The 15,460-nt window shown below is 64.6% G+C and carries 13 protein-coding genes; 8 read left to right on the forward strand and 5 right to left on the reverse strand.

Annotated features, from left to right (window positions below; translation table 11 throughout):
* Positions 1 to 176: 176 nt before the first annotated feature.
* Together ACFSCT_RS06290 and ACFSCT_RS06295 are read left to right on the forward strand one after the other, a co-directional pair.
* Positions 177 to 1,511 carry an MFS transporter gene (locus ACFSCT_RS06290; protein ID WP_379141076.1) on the forward strand — a complete coding sequence of 445 codons (1,335 nt, stop codon included), beginning with the start codon at positions 177 to 179 and terminating at the stop codon, positions 1,509 to 1,511.
* 40 nt (positions 1,512 to 1,551) lie between these two features.
* Positions 1,552 to 3,171: a GMC family oxidoreductase gene (locus tag ACFSCT_RS06295; protein ID WP_379141077.1), complete on the forward strand. Its 1,620-nt coding sequence runs from the start codon at positions 1,552 to 1,554 to the stop codon at positions 3,169 to 3,171.
* A 257-nt stretch (positions 3,172 to 3,428) separates the two neighbouring features.
* Here the strand turns inward: ACFSCT_RS06295 and ACFSCT_RS06300 are convergent, their stop codons facing one another.
* On the reverse strand, positions 3,429 to 5,858 hold the full coding sequence (locus ACFSCT_RS06300) for a PIG-L family deacetylase (protein WP_379141079.1): 2,430 nt from the start codon (positions 5,856 to 5,858) through the stop codon (positions 3,429 to 3,431).
* Complete coding sequence (locus ACFSCT_RS06305; protein WP_379141081.1) at positions 5,855 to 6,898, reverse strand: ROK family transcriptional regulator; 1,044 nt, start codon at positions 6,896 to 6,898, stop codon at positions 5,855 to 5,857. The genes ACFSCT_RS06300 and ACFSCT_RS06305 overlap by 4 nt, the downstream gene beginning before the upstream one ends.
* Positions 6,899 to 7,170: 272 nt before the next feature.
* On the opposite strand from ACFSCT_RS06305, the gene ACFSCT_RS06310 reads away from it, so the two are divergent.
* From ACFSCT_RS06310 to ACFSCT_RS06330, 5 genes are all read left to right on the forward strand, one after another.
* A complete protein-coding gene (locus ACFSCT_RS06310; protein WP_379141083.1) occupies positions 7,171 to 8,412 on the forward strand; it encodes an extracellular solute-binding protein in 1,242 nt (413 codons plus the stop codon).
* A gap of 62 nt (positions 8,413 to 8,474) precedes the next feature.
* The gene (locus ACFSCT_RS06315; protein ID WP_379141085.1) at positions 8,475 to 9,386 is read left to right on the forward strand and encodes a carbohydrate ABC transporter permease; all 912 of its coding nucleotides are present in this window, start codon (positions 8,475 to 8,477) and stop codon (positions 9,384 to 9,386) included.
* A complete protein-coding gene (locus ACFSCT_RS06320) occupies positions 9,383 to 10,222 on the forward strand; it encodes a carbohydrate ABC transporter permease (protein WP_379141087.1) in 840 nt (279 codons plus the stop codon). The genes ACFSCT_RS06315 and ACFSCT_RS06320 overlap by 4 nt, the downstream gene beginning before the upstream one ends.
* A 1-nt stretch (position 10,223) precedes the next feature.
* The gene (argH, locus tag ACFSCT_RS06325) at positions 10,224 to 11,714 is read left to right on the forward strand and encodes an argininosuccinate lyase (protein ID WP_379141089.1); all 1,491 of its coding nucleotides are present in this window, start codon (positions 10,224 to 10,226) and stop codon (positions 11,712 to 11,714) included.
* Complete coding sequence (locus tag ACFSCT_RS06330) at positions 11,714 to 12,754, forward strand: ABC transporter ATP-binding protein (RefSeq protein WP_379141092.1); 1,041 nt, start codon at positions 11,714 to 11,716, stop codon at positions 12,752 to 12,754. The genes argH and ACFSCT_RS06330 overlap by 1 nt, the downstream gene beginning before the upstream one ends.
* A 32-nt stretch (positions 12,755 to 12,786) precedes the next feature.
* Here the strand turns inward: ACFSCT_RS06330 and ACFSCT_RS06335 are convergent, their stop codons facing one another.
* Positions 12,787 to 13,287, reverse strand: coding sequence for an SgcJ/EcaC family oxidoreductase (locus tag ACFSCT_RS06335; RefSeq protein ID WP_379141094.1), 501 nt, complete (start codon positions 13,285 to 13,287; stop codon positions 12,787 to 12,789).
* 82 nt (positions 13,288 to 13,369) lie between these two features.
* Between ACFSCT_RS06335 and ACFSCT_RS06340 the strand changes: the two genes are divergently transcribed.
* Entirely contained in the window at positions 13,370 to 13,897 is a 528-nt protein-coding gene (locus ACFSCT_RS06340; protein WP_379141097.1) for a MarR family winged helix-turn-helix transcriptional regulator, read from the forward strand.
* A 532-nt stretch (positions 13,898 to 14,429) separates the two neighbouring features.
* Here the strand turns inward: ACFSCT_RS06340 and ACFSCT_RS06345 are convergent.
* Together ACFSCT_RS06345 and ACFSCT_RS06350 are read right to left on the reverse strand one after the other, a co-directional pair.
* The gene (locus tag ACFSCT_RS06345; RefSeq protein WP_379141099.1) at positions 14,430 to 14,732 is read right to left on the reverse strand and encodes a hypothetical protein; all 303 of its coding nucleotides are present in this window, start codon (positions 14,730 to 14,732) and stop codon (positions 14,430 to 14,432) included.
* Between the two features lie 349 nt (positions 14,733 to 15,081).
* On the reverse strand, positions 15,082 to 15,460 hold a 379-nt coding region (locus ACFSCT_RS06350), incomplete at its 5' end, for a transposase (protein ID WP_379141101.1).

The following is a 15,460-nucleotide window of genomic DNA, read 5'->3' on the forward strand; positions in this document are numbered from 1 at the left end:
GTGGGTCCAATTGGCCATAGCGTCGCATGAATTTCAATAAATGAGAGTAGAACTATCAAAAACCTTTTGACACGGTTTGGTGACGCAGCGTAAATTTGGTAATTACCGGCATGGCGGAGGAGTCGCCGGGGATAGCTGAACAATTGGGCAGCATCGCAGCATTCAGGGAGGATATCATGGCGGCAACTATTGGCCAGGCCAAACCGGCTGGCGGCCGAGAGAACGATGTCAGAAAGGTGGTCTTTGCAAGCCTCGTCGGCTCGACCATCGAATGGTACGATTTTTTCCTTTACGGCGTCGTCGCCGGGATCGTCTTCAACAAGCTTTACTTCCCCTCGGACGATCCGACCGTATCGGTGCTCTTGGCCTATGCCACCTTTGCGGTGGGTTTTGTCGCCCGCCCGCTGGGCGGCCTGATCTTCGGTCATTTCGGCGACCGCATCGGCCGCAAGACCATGCTGGTGCTGACGCTTCTGCTGATGGGCGGCGCGACCGTGATGATCGGCCTTCTGCCCACGTATGAGACCATCGGCATCCTTGCCCCGATCCTGCTTCTGGTGCTGCGCGTGCTGCAGGGCATCGGCATCGGCGGCGAATGGGGCGGCGCGGTGCTGATGGCCTATGAGTTTGCACCCGAAGGCAAGCGCGGCTTCTATGCCTCGATCCCGCAGATCGGGCTGTCGCTGGGCCTGTTCATGGCTTCCGGCGTGATGGCGCTTCTGACCATGCTGCCGGACGAGTCGTTCATGGCGTGGGGCTGGCGCGCGGCCTTCATCGCCTCGGTCATTCTGGTGGTGCTGGGCACCTGGATCCGCAGCAATATCGGCGAAAGCCCCGAATTCAAGAAAGCACGGGCGGAATCGCGCGGGCGCGATGAGGGCCTGCCCTTCATGCAGATGCTCAAGCGCTATCCGGGCAACGTCATCCTGGGCATGGGCGCCCGCTATATCGACGGCGTGTTCTTCAACGTCTTCGCGGTGTTCTCGATCCTTTATCTGACCCGTGACATCGGGATGGAGCGGTCCTTCGCGCTGTGGACAGTTGCCGCCGCCGCGATCGTGATGGTGTTCTGCATTCCCTTCTTCGGACGGCTTTCGGACCACATCGGACGGCCCAAGACCTATGCCATCGGCTCGCTTCTGCTGGTGCTCAGCGTGTTTCCGGCATTCGCGCTGATGTCCACGGGCGATCCGGTGCTGGTGGTTCTGGGGATCGTGCTGCCCTTCGGGATCGTTTACCCGATGTGCTATGGCCCCGAAGCGGCGCTGTTCGCCGATCTGTTCGACCCCACGGTGCGCTATACCGGCGTGTCCTTCGTCTATCAGTTCTCGGGCATCTTCGCCTCGGGGATTACGCCGATGATCGCGACGGCGCTGATGGCGGCCAATGGCAATGACCCGTTCTGGCTGTGCGTCTATGTCGTGTTCGCCGGGCTGGTGTCGATGGTCAGCGCCATCCTGATCGGAAGGCGCAACCGCAGCGGCGCGCCGATGCAAACGGCAAGTGCCTGACGGCACTTGCATCCGACAGCCATCTTGCAAGGAGCATGCCATGAAACGGGCATCTGAAGTCGCGGATTACGTTGTGGTCGGCGCGGGATCGGCCGGCTGCGTGGTCGCCAACCATCTTTCCGCCGATCCCTCGCAGCGGGTCGTCCTGCTCGAGGCCGGCAACCGCGACACCAGCCCGTGGATCCATGTCCCGGTCGGTTATTTCCAGACCATGCACAACCCGAATTTCGACTGGTGCTATGAGACGGCGCCCGATCCGGGGCTGAACGGCCGCTCGCTTCACTGGCCACGCGGCAAGGTGCTGGGCGGGTCCTCGTCGCTGAACGGGCTGCTTTACGTCCGTGGCCAGCGCGAGGATTACGACCACTGGGCGCAGATGGGCAATGAGGGCTGGTCGTGGCGCGACGTGGGCCCGATCTTTGAGGAGCTGGAGACCTTCCAGCGTCCGGGCGGTGGCGAGGGGCGCGGCACGCACGGCCCGTTGCAGGTCTCCGACCCGCGCCTGCGCCGCCGCATCTGCGAATTGTGGATCGAGGCCGCCAAGGCCAACGGCTATCCCTATAACCCCGATTATAACGGCCCGGTTCAGGACGGCGTCGGCCATTTTCAGCTGACCGTGAACAAGGGATGGCGCTGTTCCTCGGCCGTGGCCTTCCTGAAACCGATCCGCGACCGCCAAAACCTTGAGGTCGTGACCAAATCGCAGGTCCGCCGCGTCATCATCGAGGATGGCCGCGCCACCGGGGTCGAGGTGCAGCACCCCGATGGCAGCCGTGCGGTGATCCGGGCCGGGCGCGAGGTTATCCTGTGTGCCGGTGCCATCGGCAGCCCGCAGATCCTGATGCTGTCGGGCATCGGCGATCAGGCGCATCTGCGCGACCACGGCATCGCCGTTCAGCACGACGCCCCCGAGGTCGGCCGCAACCTGCAGGACCACCTTCAGGCCCGGCTGGTCTTCAAGACCCGCGAGGCGACGCTGAACGACGAGGTGCGCAGCCTGTTCAACAAGGCGAAGATCGGGCTGGAATACGCGCTGTTCCGCACCGGCCCGATGACCATGGCGGCGAGCCTTGTGTTTGGCTTCATGCGCACCCGGCCGGGTCTCGCCACGCCCGACATTCAGTTCCATATCCAGCCGTGGTCCGCCGACAGCCCCGGCGAGGGCGTGCATCCCTTCTCGGCCTTCACCCAGTCGGTGTGCCAGCTTCGCCCCGAAAGCCGGGGCACGATCACCCTGCAATCGGCCGATCCGCTGGTCGCGCCGCGGATCGATCCGAATTATCTGGCCACCCAGACCGACCGCGACACGATCGTCGCCGGGATCGAGATCGCCCGCGAACTGGCCCGGACGGAACCCCTGAAATCCGCCATTTCCGAGGAATTCCGCCCCCGCCCCGACGTGCAGGGCTATGACGAGGTGCTGGACTGGGCACGGATGAATTCGACCACTATCTATCACCCGACCGGCACCTGCCGGATGGGGCCCGACGATGGCGCCGTGGTCGATCCGCGCCTGCGCGTGCGCGGCGTCCAAGGGCTGCGCGTGGCCGATTGCTCGATCATGCCCGAGATCGTCTCGGGCAACACCAACGCCCCGGCGATGATGATCGGCGCCAAGCTGGCCCGCATGGTGCAAGAGGATCGCCGCGCCGGGGCCTGAACGCTTCCGGCCCGGCAGCCGGTCGGTCGAGAGGCACCGCTGGACGTCCTCCGGCGAACGTCTGGTTTGGTTCGGCACGATGCCCCGAAACAGGCAAGCATTGTCTCCAGCCGGCGGGGGCCGCCCCTCGGGGGCGTGAACCCCGCCCGGTGGCGATCGGCCCCGAGACAGACCGGGCCGGTCCGGTTGTTGGCGCATGACCCGCCGTTGAATTGGCCTTTGGCACCGGCGGGTGATGCGCCGATGCGGCGCGAACCCTAGCCGGCAGCCATCGGGGCCAGCAGGTTCACGAACAGCCGGAACGCGCCGGGCACAAGCGCATCCATCTGCTGGGGCAGCGACAGCGCGCAATAGCTGTGCCGCCCCTGCCCGATCCGGGCCGAGATCAGCGCGCCCAGAAGCGGCGCTTCGCCCCGGTCGGACATCGACAGAAGCGGCTGATAGGCCGGGTCCCATTCGGCGGCGAAGTAAAGCCCGCGATCCTTGACCCAGCCCCGCCAATCCTCGGGCCCGATCCGGTTCGGGCCGGTCAGCAGCGGGTGATCGGGCAGAAGCACGGTGACCGCCGCCTCCGGGTCCGTCACCCGCCAGCGCAGCGAGGGCGTGCCCACGCGCAGAAAGGCGGGACCGCTGCGATCGGCGTTCCAGCCCCGGTCGGGGCGCTGATAGAAGCTGAGAAGATTGCCGCCGCCCTCGACATAGCTGCGCAATGTGCCGGGCGCGACATCGCCCCGCGCCATCGCCATCACCCCCAGAAGAACGCTGTCATATTCGGCCAGCACGCCGGGATCGGGCCGCTCGATCAAATCGAAATCCGCGCCGAGCCGCTCCAGCCATTCGGCGCTACGATCCGTCCCCGCGATCACACCGATGCGCCCGGCGGGGGCCGCCGTATCGACGGCCAGAACCTCCAGCCGCGCCGGCGCGCGCAAGGGCGCATGGCTGCCGTCCGGCAGCGCGACGCGCCGGATCGTATCGGCGGCGCTGTCATCCGGGTTGCGCAACGCCAGCGCCTGCCGCATGGGTGCGGCACCCGGCGGCCATGACAGCGACAGCCCGCCATCCGGCAGCGTCTCGACCAAAAGGCCGTCAACCGGCGGCAGTCGCGCATCGGCAGGTTGCAGCATCAGCCGGGCGCTGCGCCGGGCCGGGGTCAGCAGGACCGCCGCGGGCGAAATATCCGCTGTCTGGTTCGGCAGGATGCGCAGATCCGGCAGGGCCGCGACCGGAAGGGTCAGGCGGTGGCCGCGCAATTCGGCCTCGACCTCGGCCCAAAGGGTGGCGCTGTCGCCGAAGGGCGACCAGAGGGCGGTGAAATTGGGCGATGGGATTGCGTCCTTCGCCACGCTCAGCAGGTCATCGGCTATCGTGACGCCGTCCGGCGCATGAAAGCGGGTGCTGAGAATGCGCATCTCCTCGCCATGTTCGGCGGCAACGGTCAGCGCCGCCTGCTGACCCGCTGCGGGGTCGGGCGGCGTCACGGCCAGATGCAGGCGGATGCCGGCGGCCTCGGCCAGAGCGAGGTCGATCTCGCGCCGCTTGTTCGCGATCCGGTGGCCATGGGCTTCCGCGACAGCGGCGGGTAATCCCGCCTCGGCCGCGCGCAGGCTGGCGGCAGCGTGCAGCAGGGGCGCGATGATGGCCTCGGGGTCGGGGAAGGCCGCGATGGCCGCGTCGATCGCCTGCGCGGCTTCGGCCAGTTCGGGCAGCCCGGTCATTTCGGCAAGCTGGTGCAGATCGGCGGGAAGGTCGTCGGTGATGTCGCCCTCGGCCCCGCCATCCGGGCGATGCAATGGCCATGAAAGCTGCGGCGGATCGGGCCAGTCCCCCATCCCCTGCGAGCCATGGCGGCGCCGCGACCATTCGCCGATGCGGTCATAAGGCACGCCCAGGACCGGCGCGCGGACGTCGGCCTGAACCGTCACTGTGGTCGCGGGGGGCGGCACCTCATCATCATAGGTGCCGCCGCCGCCCGACCAGCCGGGCAGATAGAATTTCGCGACCCGCCATGGCGCCAGATCGCCGCCATGGACATCGCCCAGATCGGCACCCGGATCGGCGGCAAGCGCCAGCGCGGCATGGGCGGCGCGGGTCATGGCGCGATGATGGCCGTGCTGGCCCGGCACGTCCAGAAAGGTCGGCAGCACGATATCGGGCCGCATCGCGCGATACATGCCCGCCAGCCGCCGCGTCACCAGATCGCCCGGCCCAGGCGCATTATGCCCAAAATCAGCCTGCGCCGTATCTGATTGTCCCGTATCTGCTGGTCCCGTATCTGCTTGCCCCGGATCGCCCCGCCAACGCCGCAGCGTATCCTCGCCATCCTTCGAGAAGCCGAAATCATGGACCGGATCGTCGGTGCCGAAGCCGACCCAGGCGATATGCGCGTCCAGCACCTCGGCGGCGCCCTCCATCTCGGCGGTGCGGATCAGGCCAAGCGCATCGCCGCGTTCGGGGCCAAGCGCGTTCTGGCCGCCCTCGCCCCGGGTCGAACAGGCGATCGCGATCCGCATCCCGCGCCCGAAGCGCAGATATGCCAGCAGCCCGCTGTGTTCGTCATCGGGATGGGCACCGGTGTTCATGAAGGTCACGGTCGAACGCAGCCGGCCAAGCGCGCGCCACAGCCGCAGGATGGCGGGCTGCGCCTCGTCGCGGATCAGCATCTGGGTCGTGGCATGGTCGGTCATGGCATCTCGTTCATCTGGGCGGGTGAATAGACGGTGTCGCCCGTTTCGGATCGCGCCGTCAGCACGTCGAACAAGGGCAGCGCCGCCGCGCCGGTCGCCGCCGTCAGCGGCCCGGCCGTGCCCGCGATCGGTCCCGGGCGCGCGACCCCGCCGGCCAGAAGCGCCGCGCAAAGACGCTCGGCCGCGCCGGCCGGCAAATCGCCGGTGACGATGATCCGTTCGGGATCGAAAATATCTTCCAGCAGGCTGAGAACCTGCACCAGCGGCGGGGTCGCGCGGCCGATCCAGGCCGCGATCGCCGCATCGCCGCCATCGTCGCGCAGCGCCGCCGCCGAGGCAACCGCGTCAAGCGGCGCATCGCCCTCGGTCAGGCGCATCAGCCCGATCTCGCCCGCGTTGCCATAAGCGCCGCGCAGGGGGCGACCCCCCGCGACGATGCCCAGCCCGACCCCCTCGCCGAAATAGAGGGTCAGAAAATCGCTCATCCGCGCACCGGCGCCGAACAGCGCCTCGGCCAAGGCGGCGGCATTGGCGTCGTTGTCGAGATAGACCGGCACGTCCAGCGCCGCGCGCAAGGGCGCAATCGGATCCGGCCCGGACCATGCCGCGGCGCGACCGAAACCGGCCGCGCGGCGCAGGGGACCGAAGGGGCCGGGCGCGACCACGCCGACCCCGGCCAGTGGCGCGAAAAGCTGGCGGCGCAACTGTGCGGTCTGCGCGGCCAAACGCGGCAGAATGGCGGCGGGCGCCGCGTCGGCCACCGCGAATTGCCCGGAATCGCGCAAGGCGCCGGCCAGATCCATCACCACCCAATGCACGCGATCCCGCGCCAGCTCATAGCCGATCGAGGCAGCGCCGCCCGGGTTGACCGCATAGCGCGCGCCGGGCTTGCCCCGGCCCGACCGCTCGGGGCCAAGCGTCGTGATCCAGCCGTCGCCGACAAGCGTATCGACCAGATTGCCGATGGTCTGCGGCGTCACGCCAAGCGCCCCGGCCAGCCCGCGCCGGCCCATCGGACCCTGCGCCCGCAAAATGTCCATCAGCCGCCCGGCATTGCGCCCGCCGCCGGGCCTTATACCCCGGTGAGAGGGGTCGGTGTCTGGCTGATCGTCACGAATTGGCACCGGCACCCTGCGCTGGATTGCTTGCGGATTCGGCGACCAGACTGCGAGCCATCCGGGAAAAAGACAAGCTTCTTTCTTTATTATTGACAGGATGGCCCGCAGCGGCGCAGCCTGCGCTGACAAGACGCCTGAAATGGCTGCACCGCCGCCGCGTCGTGACGGCAGGCCATAACCCGAAGGGAGGACCCATGACTTATCGCATCATCGCCGCCGCAGCCGTTGCCGGCGCGACCATCTTCGCCGGGCCGGCCGGTGCCGTCGAAATCGAATATTGGCAATATGTCTATGACACCCGCGTCGCGGCGATGGACCAGCTTATCGCCAAATTCGAAGAGGCGAACCCGGACATCACCGTCAAGCAGGTGACCTTCCCCTATGCCGATTACCAGACCCGTCTGGTCGCCGCGAACATGGCGGGCAAGGCCCCCGACGTCATGCAGTTGTTCTATGGCTGGGCCGACAAGTTCATCGACGGCGGCCTGATCCAGCCCCTGCCCGAGGACGCCTTTCCCAAGGCCGACATCGAGGCCGAATTCTTCCCCATCGTCGGCGCGATGAGCCGCGACGGCAAATATTACGGCCTGCCGACGGCCGTCCGCTCGCTGGCGCTGTTCTACAACAAGAAGCTGCTGGACGAGGCCGGGGTCGCCCCGCCCACCAATCTGGAGGAATTGGTCGCCGCCGCCAAGGCCACCGCCAAGACCAATTCGGCGGGCGATCTGGAAACCGTCGGCATCACCATGGATCCGGCCGGGCAGGATCATCAGTGGTGGCGCGAGGTGCTGGTGCGCCAATATGGCGGCGCGCCCTATAGCGACGATTACACCAAGGTGACCTATGCCGATCAGGCCGGCGCCGATGCGCTTGGCTATTACATCGGTCTGGCCAAGAACGAAAAAGTCACCCAGCTTGGTTTCATGGACGAAGGTCAGGCCGCCTTCAAGGCCGGGCGCGCCGCGATGACCATCGACGGCACCTTCCGGCTCGGCTCTTTCGGCGAGATCACCGATTTCGAATGGGGCGTGACCGAGCTTCCGGCCAACAAGGACGGGCTGCGGTCGAACTATGCCAGCTATTTCGCCAATGCCATCGGCGCCAAGACCGAAGGCGAGGAACTGGCGGCCTCGGTCAAGTTCCTGCAATATATCAGCTCGCCCGAGGCAATGGCGATCTGGCTGGATGTGGTGGGCGAATTGCCGGCACGGCGCAGCGCGGCGCTGACCGATGAAAATCTGGCCAACCCGATCTATGGCCCGTTCCTGAAAGGGCTGGAATACGCCCAGACCACGCGCTTTGTCGACGAGGCGGCGCAGCGTCAGGTCACCATCGACATGGTGAACCGCGTCATGCTGGAGGATCAGCCGATCCCCGAGGCGCTGACTCAGGCGGCCGAAGCCGAGCAGAAGATCATCGACGACGCCGCGAAGTAACCCCCCTTGCCCGCCCCGGCGCGTCCGGCGGCGGGCATCCGCATCTGCGCAAGGATCCCGCCATGACCACCGAACCCGATCCGCCCCGCAACGGCCCGTCCCTTGCCCGGCGTCAGGCGATCTGGGCATGGATCTTTCTTGCCCTGCCCGTCGCCTTCTATGCCGTCATCCGGTTTTATCCGACCGCACAGGCATTCTGGCTGTCGCTGACCGACTGGGACCTGATGTCGAAGCCTAAATTCATCGGCTTCGACAATTATCGCGAGATGTTCGCCGACCCGGTGTTCTGGAAGGTGTTCAAGAACACCTTCCTGTATCTGATCATCGGCACGCCGATCAGCCTGCTTCTGTCGTTCACGATCGCCTATTACCTTGACAAGACCCGATTTCTGCACAGTTTTCTGCGCGCGCTATACTTCGTGCCCTTCATCACCACCGCCGCCGCCATGGCCTGGGTCTGGCGGTGGTTCTATCAGCCGGCGCCGACCGGAGTGATCAACGACCTGCTGGCCAGCTTCGGCTTTTCGCAGGTCGCCTTTCTGAAATCGACGACGCTGGCGCTGCCCTCGATCCTGGTCACAGCGATCTGGGCCGGGCTTGGCTTTCAGATCATCATCTTTCTGGCCGGGCTGCGCGCCATTCCGACCACCTATTACGAGGCTGCGCGCATCGACGGGCTGGGCGAGGGCGCGATCCTGCGCCGGATCACGCTGCCCCTGCTGAAACCCACCATGGTGTTTCTGGTCGTCTTCAGCTCGATCGGGTTCCTGCGCATCTTCGATCAGGTCTATAACATGACCACCAACGATCCGGGCGGCCCGCTGAATTCCACCAAGCCGCTGGTGCTGTTGATCTATCAGACGGCGTTTTCATCCTATGACATGGGCTATGCGGCGGCGCAGACGGTGGTGCTGTTCACCATCCTGCTGATCGTCTCGCTGCTGCAACTTTGGGTAATGAGGGACCGCGCATGACCGACGGCAGCCATTGGATGCAGCGCATCAGCCCCGGTGCCGTCATGCGCTGGACGCTGCTGTTCATCGGCGGGCTGATCATGATCACGCCGCTGCTTTACATGTTCTCCAGCTCGCTGAAGCCGGGGGCGGATATCTATGACCTGCGGCTGATCCCGGCGCGCGCCACGCTGGACAATTACCGCAGCGTGCTCTCGGACGGCCGCTTCATGCGGTGGTTCCTGAATTCGACCTTCATCGCCACCTGCGTCACCCTGTCGACGCTGTTTTTCGACAGTCTCGTCGGCTATACGCTGGCGAAATTCCGGTTTCGCGGCCGGCAACTGGTGTTCATCGCCATCCTGTCGACGCTGATGATCCCGACCGAAATGCTGGTCATCCCGTGGTATCTGCTATCTGCGCAATTCGGCTGGATCGACACCTATTGGGGGATCATGTTCCCCGGCATGATGACCGGCTTCGGCACCTTCCTGATGAAGCAGTTCTTTGAAACCGTGCCGGATGATTTTCTGGAAGCCGCCCGCATCGACGGTCTGAACGAGTTTCAGATCTGGTGGCGCGTCGCGATGCCGCTGGTGACCCCTGCCCTTTCGGCGCTGGCGATCTTTGCGTTCCTCGGCAACTGGACCGCCTTCTTCTGGCCGCTGATCGTCACCACCTCGCAAGAGCTTTATACGCTGCCGATCGGCCTGTCCTCTTTCGCGGTGGAACAGGCGATCAAATGGGAAATGATCATGACCGGCGCAGCGCTGGCGACCATACCGACGCTGATCGTCTTTCTTGTCCTGCAACGCTATATCGTCCGCGGCGTCATGCTGGCCGGGCTGAAAGGCTGAGATGGCCGATTACGACCAGTTCCCCGACCCGACCTATGCCCGCACCGTGCTGGCGCCGCTGTTCGAGGGCGCCAAGCGCTTCCACGCCGGCGCGTTCGAGGCCATCGACCGCGCCCATCTGGCGATGCTGGCCGAAACCGGCATCCTGCCCGCGGCGGACGCGGCGCGGATCGCCGCAGCGCTCGACCAGATCGCCGCCGGGCGCGATCTGGACGCCATGATCTATACCGGCGAGGTCGAGGATTATTTCTTCTACGTAGAGCGGGAACTGAAGCGTCGCCTTGGCCCCGATCTGGGCGGCCGGCTGCATACCGCGCGTTCCCGTAACGACATCGACCACACGATCTTCAAGATGGCGCTGCGGGCGCGGATCGACGCGCTGCTGGACCAGATGCGGGCATTGGCCGGCGCCCTGCTGGCCACCGCCCGGCGCGAGCGTGACACCCTGATCGTGGCTTATACCCATGGCCAGCCGGCCCAGCCCTCGACCTTCGGGCATTACCTGTCGGCGGCACTGGAAATCCTGCTTCGCGATATGAAGCGCGTTGAAAACGCTAGGGAAATCGTCGATCTGTCGTCGATGGGCGCGGCCGCGATCACCACCACCGGCTTTCCCATCGACCGCGTTCTGGTGGCGCATCTGCTTGGCTTCGCGGCGCCGCAGCAGAACAGCTATTCCTGCATCGCGGCGGTCGATTACATCACCGCGACCTATTCGGCGCTGGAACTGCCGATGCTGCATCTGGGCCGGCTTGTCCAGGATCTGCAATTCTGGTCTGCCTTCGAGGTCGGCCAGATACATGTTCCCGACGCCTTCGTGCAGATCAGCTCGATCATGCCGCAGAAGCGCAATCCGGTGCCGATCGAACATCTGCGCCATCTGGCCAGTCAGGCGGCCGGGCGCGCACGGACCCAGCTTTCCATCATCCACAACACGCCCTTCACCGACATGAACGACAGCGAGGGCGAAACGCAAGAGGCCGGCTATGCCGCCTTCGACGCGGCGGAACGGGTATTGTCGCTGCTGACCGCGCTGATCCCGTCGCTGAGTATCAACGCCGAGCGGGTGGCGGCGACCACGGCGCGCGCCTGCATCACCATCACCGAACTGGCCGATACGCTGGTGCGCAAGGAAGGCCTGTCCTTCCGCACCGCCCATGAAATCGCCGCCGCAACGGCGCGGGCGGTGGTCGCCGACGGCAGCAGCCTTGATGACGGCTATGGCCCCTTCGCCGAGGCTTTCAGCCGAATCACCGACCGGCCGCCGGTCTTTACCCCGGAGGCCTTCACCGAAGCCGTATCGGCCCGGCATTTCGTGGCTGTTCGAGACCGTTTCGGCGGCCCTGCCCCGGCCGCGCTGGATGCCGCCTTCGCCAGCTATGACGCCAATCTCGCGGACTTTGACAGCCGGATCGCCACCCGGCGCGCCACGGCGAAGGCTGCGGCCACCGAACTTTCCACCCGTTTCGCCCGATTGAAGGAAGCCGTCTGATGGCCCGCATCCAGATTTCCGACCTCGTCAAACGCTATGGGCGCGCCGAGGTCATCCACGGCATCGACCTGGAAATCACGGATGGCGAATTCGTGGTGCTGGTCGGGCCCTCGGGCTGCGGCAAGTCGACGACGCTCAGGATGATCGCCGGGCTCGAAGATATCTCGGGCGGCGAGATCCGCATCGGCGACCGCGTCGTGAACAACATGCCGCCGAAGAACCGCAATATTGCCATGGTGTTTCAGAATTACGCCATCTATCCGCATCTGACATTGCGCAAGAATATCGGCTTCGGGCTGCACACCTCGCCGCTGTCGAAGGCCGAAAAGGACCGCAAGATTTCCGAGGTCGCCGAACTGCTCGGCCTGACCCCCTATCTGGAACGCCGCCCCGCCGCCCTGTCCGGCGGTCAACGCCAGCGCGTCGCCATCGGCCGGGCCATGGTCCGCGATCCGCAGGCTTTCCTGTTCGACGAACCCCTGTCCAATCTGGACGCCCAGTTGCGCGCGCAGATGCGCATCGAGATCAAGGAGTTGCACAACCGGCTTGGCACGACCATCGTCTACGTCACCCATGATCAGGTCGAGGCGATGACCATGGCCGACCGGATCGTGGTGATGCGCGACGGCCATATCCTGCAAACCGGCACGCCGATGGAGATCTACGATCACCCGAAGGACGTCTTTACCGCGCGCTTCATCGGCACGCCCTCGATGAACATCCTGACCGTGACCGAAGCCGATGGCCGGTTCATGGCCGATGCAAATGGCGCCGCACTGATCGGCATCCGCCCGCAGGAATTGCATTTGGGCCAGAACGGCGCGGCCGCCTTTGCGGCGACGGGAACGGTTACGGTGGTCGAGACGCTCGGCCCCGAAACACTGGTCCATTTCCGACCCGAGGCCAGCGCCAAGGCGCTGATCGCCACCGCCGCGCCCCATGACATCCCCACCGTCGGCGCCACGATCACCGCACAGGCCGCCCCCGGATCGCTGCACCTGTTCGATCCGCAGACCGAGGTTTCGCTGGGGCGGCGCTGATCCTCCGCCGGTGCCGAATGCCGCCGCATCGCTTATTCGCGCTTTGTGATAGTGTCATGAATTGATGCCGTTCTGGCCGGCATAAGCCTCATCATGGTTTTCAGGATGTTGCCAACGATCCCTTTGGGGACTGGTCGCGGATTGACCCGCGTGTTCTGGAAAGCATCAAACAACCATCCGCCATCGTCCTGACGGACAGCTACCGCGCTTCCGATCGAAAGCCGCCCCTTCTTCGCAGAAGATTGCCACGGGAGCAGGACCGCTCCGATCACGATAACGCGGGCAATATCATCCCGGATGAACCGGATATCGGTGTTCAACGTGACCAATACCGAATCCGGCATGAACGCGAATAACTCGCCATGCGTGCGGTCGATCTCTGCACGTCCATGCGCGCGCACTCCATCGAAGGAGATATAGTCGGCTTGGGGTGTGAAGCACCGGGCATAAGCCTGCGCGTCGCCCTTGCGCCATGCCTCTCTCATCCGTTCGAGAAGCGCCATGATACGTGACTCGCTGTCACGATGTTCCATCGGTGCCGTTCCTCTTGAAAGTCATTCAGTATTTCGATACTCTCGATTCGTCGAATATCACGGTGTATCGAGATAATCAAGCATGACCAGCGAGCGGCAGGCGGCCGAACAGGCTTTTCAGACAGCTGCGCAGGAACACAGCACGGCCACCGTGCTTTTTCACGCGGCAATCGCAGATCGCTTGGGGCTTGGCCCCACCGACATTAAGAGCCTCGATTTCATTCAGCGATCGGGCAAGCTGACGGCGGGCGAGCTTGGCAAATTGACGGGGCTGAGTTCGGCATCTGTCACCGCGCTCATAGATCGTCTGGAACGCAAAGGGTTCGTCAAGCGGTCGCGGGACGACAGCGACCGCCGGAAGGTCATTCTTACGCCAACAGCGACCGCGCGGCACTCGATTGATCCGGCGTTCGCCGATGCCAGGCAGATGCTTACGGATATGCTCGCGCCCTACACGGTCGATGAAATCCGTTTTCTCGCCGACTTCCTCCGCCGATCCGCGACAGCAGTGCATGATTTCCTTCAATCGCCGCCGGTCGACAGCGACCAAGATCGGAAACGATCAAAAGCACCTACCGCGAAAGCGCAAGCGAAAACGACTGATCTATGAAGATACGCGTTGGTGGTGCTGCTGGTCGCGCCGGAAAACTACTGCTCCGGCTTGCCGTTGACCGTGGGCACGCTGTCTCGGCCCTCCACGCCGCCCGCCGCCGGTCACGCCCGATCATGTCGCGAGTGGATACCGTCATGCGCACCTGCCGGACGTTCCGCGTCGAACACCACCTTTCCCGGCTTTATCCAGACGCCGCGCGCGATCGCGGTCCCCGCTGTTGAGCCAGGCGTCGATCCAGAACAGTGTTGCCTTTTGTTGTTCCATGGTCTTCACCACCTCGCGCCTCTACGATGCTCGGCCCTACTCCATCGGGGATCGGGGTTGAGATGGTGTTGCTAGTAGGAACGTCCGTGGCCGGCGATCCGGTGTGGTTTGGCAGACCAAGGACCTCGGCCGGATAGGCCTCCAGCCACGGCTCGATACGCTCGGGCGTGAAGCCGGGAAGTTCACCCAGCCGGAGCTCGCCCTCAGTCAGTTCCGCGAATACCTCGACCCAGCCATGAGCAATCGTGCCGTCCTGAAGTCGCCATTAAAAGGATGACGCCCATGCCTGAAAATCCTTGAAAAGCCGCCGGATACCTTCGCCGGAAATGACCCAGTCGGCCTTGGACTCTTTGAACCACAGATCCTCAAGATCAGCATTTTCATCTGACAGCAGTCTGCCGAAAAATACATTCAGTTCACGTATCGCCTCGTCGCCAAACCTTTGGCGAAAACTCTCGTAGATATCATGGCGAGCCGTGGGAGAGTCAGACCCCCAATTCGGATAGACCAGGTCCAAATCCTGGTGGAATTGCAACGTGAAATCGTAGAAGGCTTGGGGCGGTCTCATGTTATTCGTCCCTTGGATAGGATGTGATGATGAAGCCGCTCGGCATGTCTGGCGCATACTCTATGACTGTACCGATGCCAATCGTTTGACGAAACGCAACCGGTGCGGGGGCGCTGCCAGGAAGCCTGCCGAAGGCAGCTTCGGGCGCGACGGCGCAGGACACAGAAAGCCACGGGCGGTATTCCAGCGCATGTCGCCCTGGAGGTTCACCTCGAAAAAGTCCCACCCTTCGTTGTCGCCATCGTTGAAATCGGCGCGCGGGCGGATGCCGAATTCCGCGGCGCCGCGCTGGGCCGCCTTCAGGATGTCCCATTCCAGCCATTGCCGCGATACCTAAAGCATTTCGGTTTTAACCTGATACATATCCGGCGGCGGTGAAGTAGTTTGAGCACTCGTCGGGCCCGTATAGGTCACAGACCTGACCGATGGCCTTGAACACCTCGGTGAAAGTGCGGGCGCCGATCCTGCGCAGGTGGGCCTTGAGCTTGGCAAATGCCATTTCTATGGGGTTGAGATCGGGCGAATAGGGCGGCAGGTAGAGAAACCAGCAACCATGGGCGCGCAGGGCCTCGGTCGCCTGCCGGTTTCGATGGGTGGCGAGGATGACGAGGATGACAACCGTGCCCGGATTGATCTCGGGGATCAGGACTTCGCGGATGTAGGTGGCGAAGGCTGGACCGTCCATCGCCCCTTTGATGCACCACGGGGCGATCAGCGCGTCGTGGGTC

It is taken from the genome of Paracoccus pacificus, assembly GCF_042680785.1.
Taxonomy (GTDB): Bacteria; Pseudomonadota; Alphaproteobacteria; order Rhodobacterales; family Rhodobacteraceae; genus Paracoccus; species Paracoccus pacificus.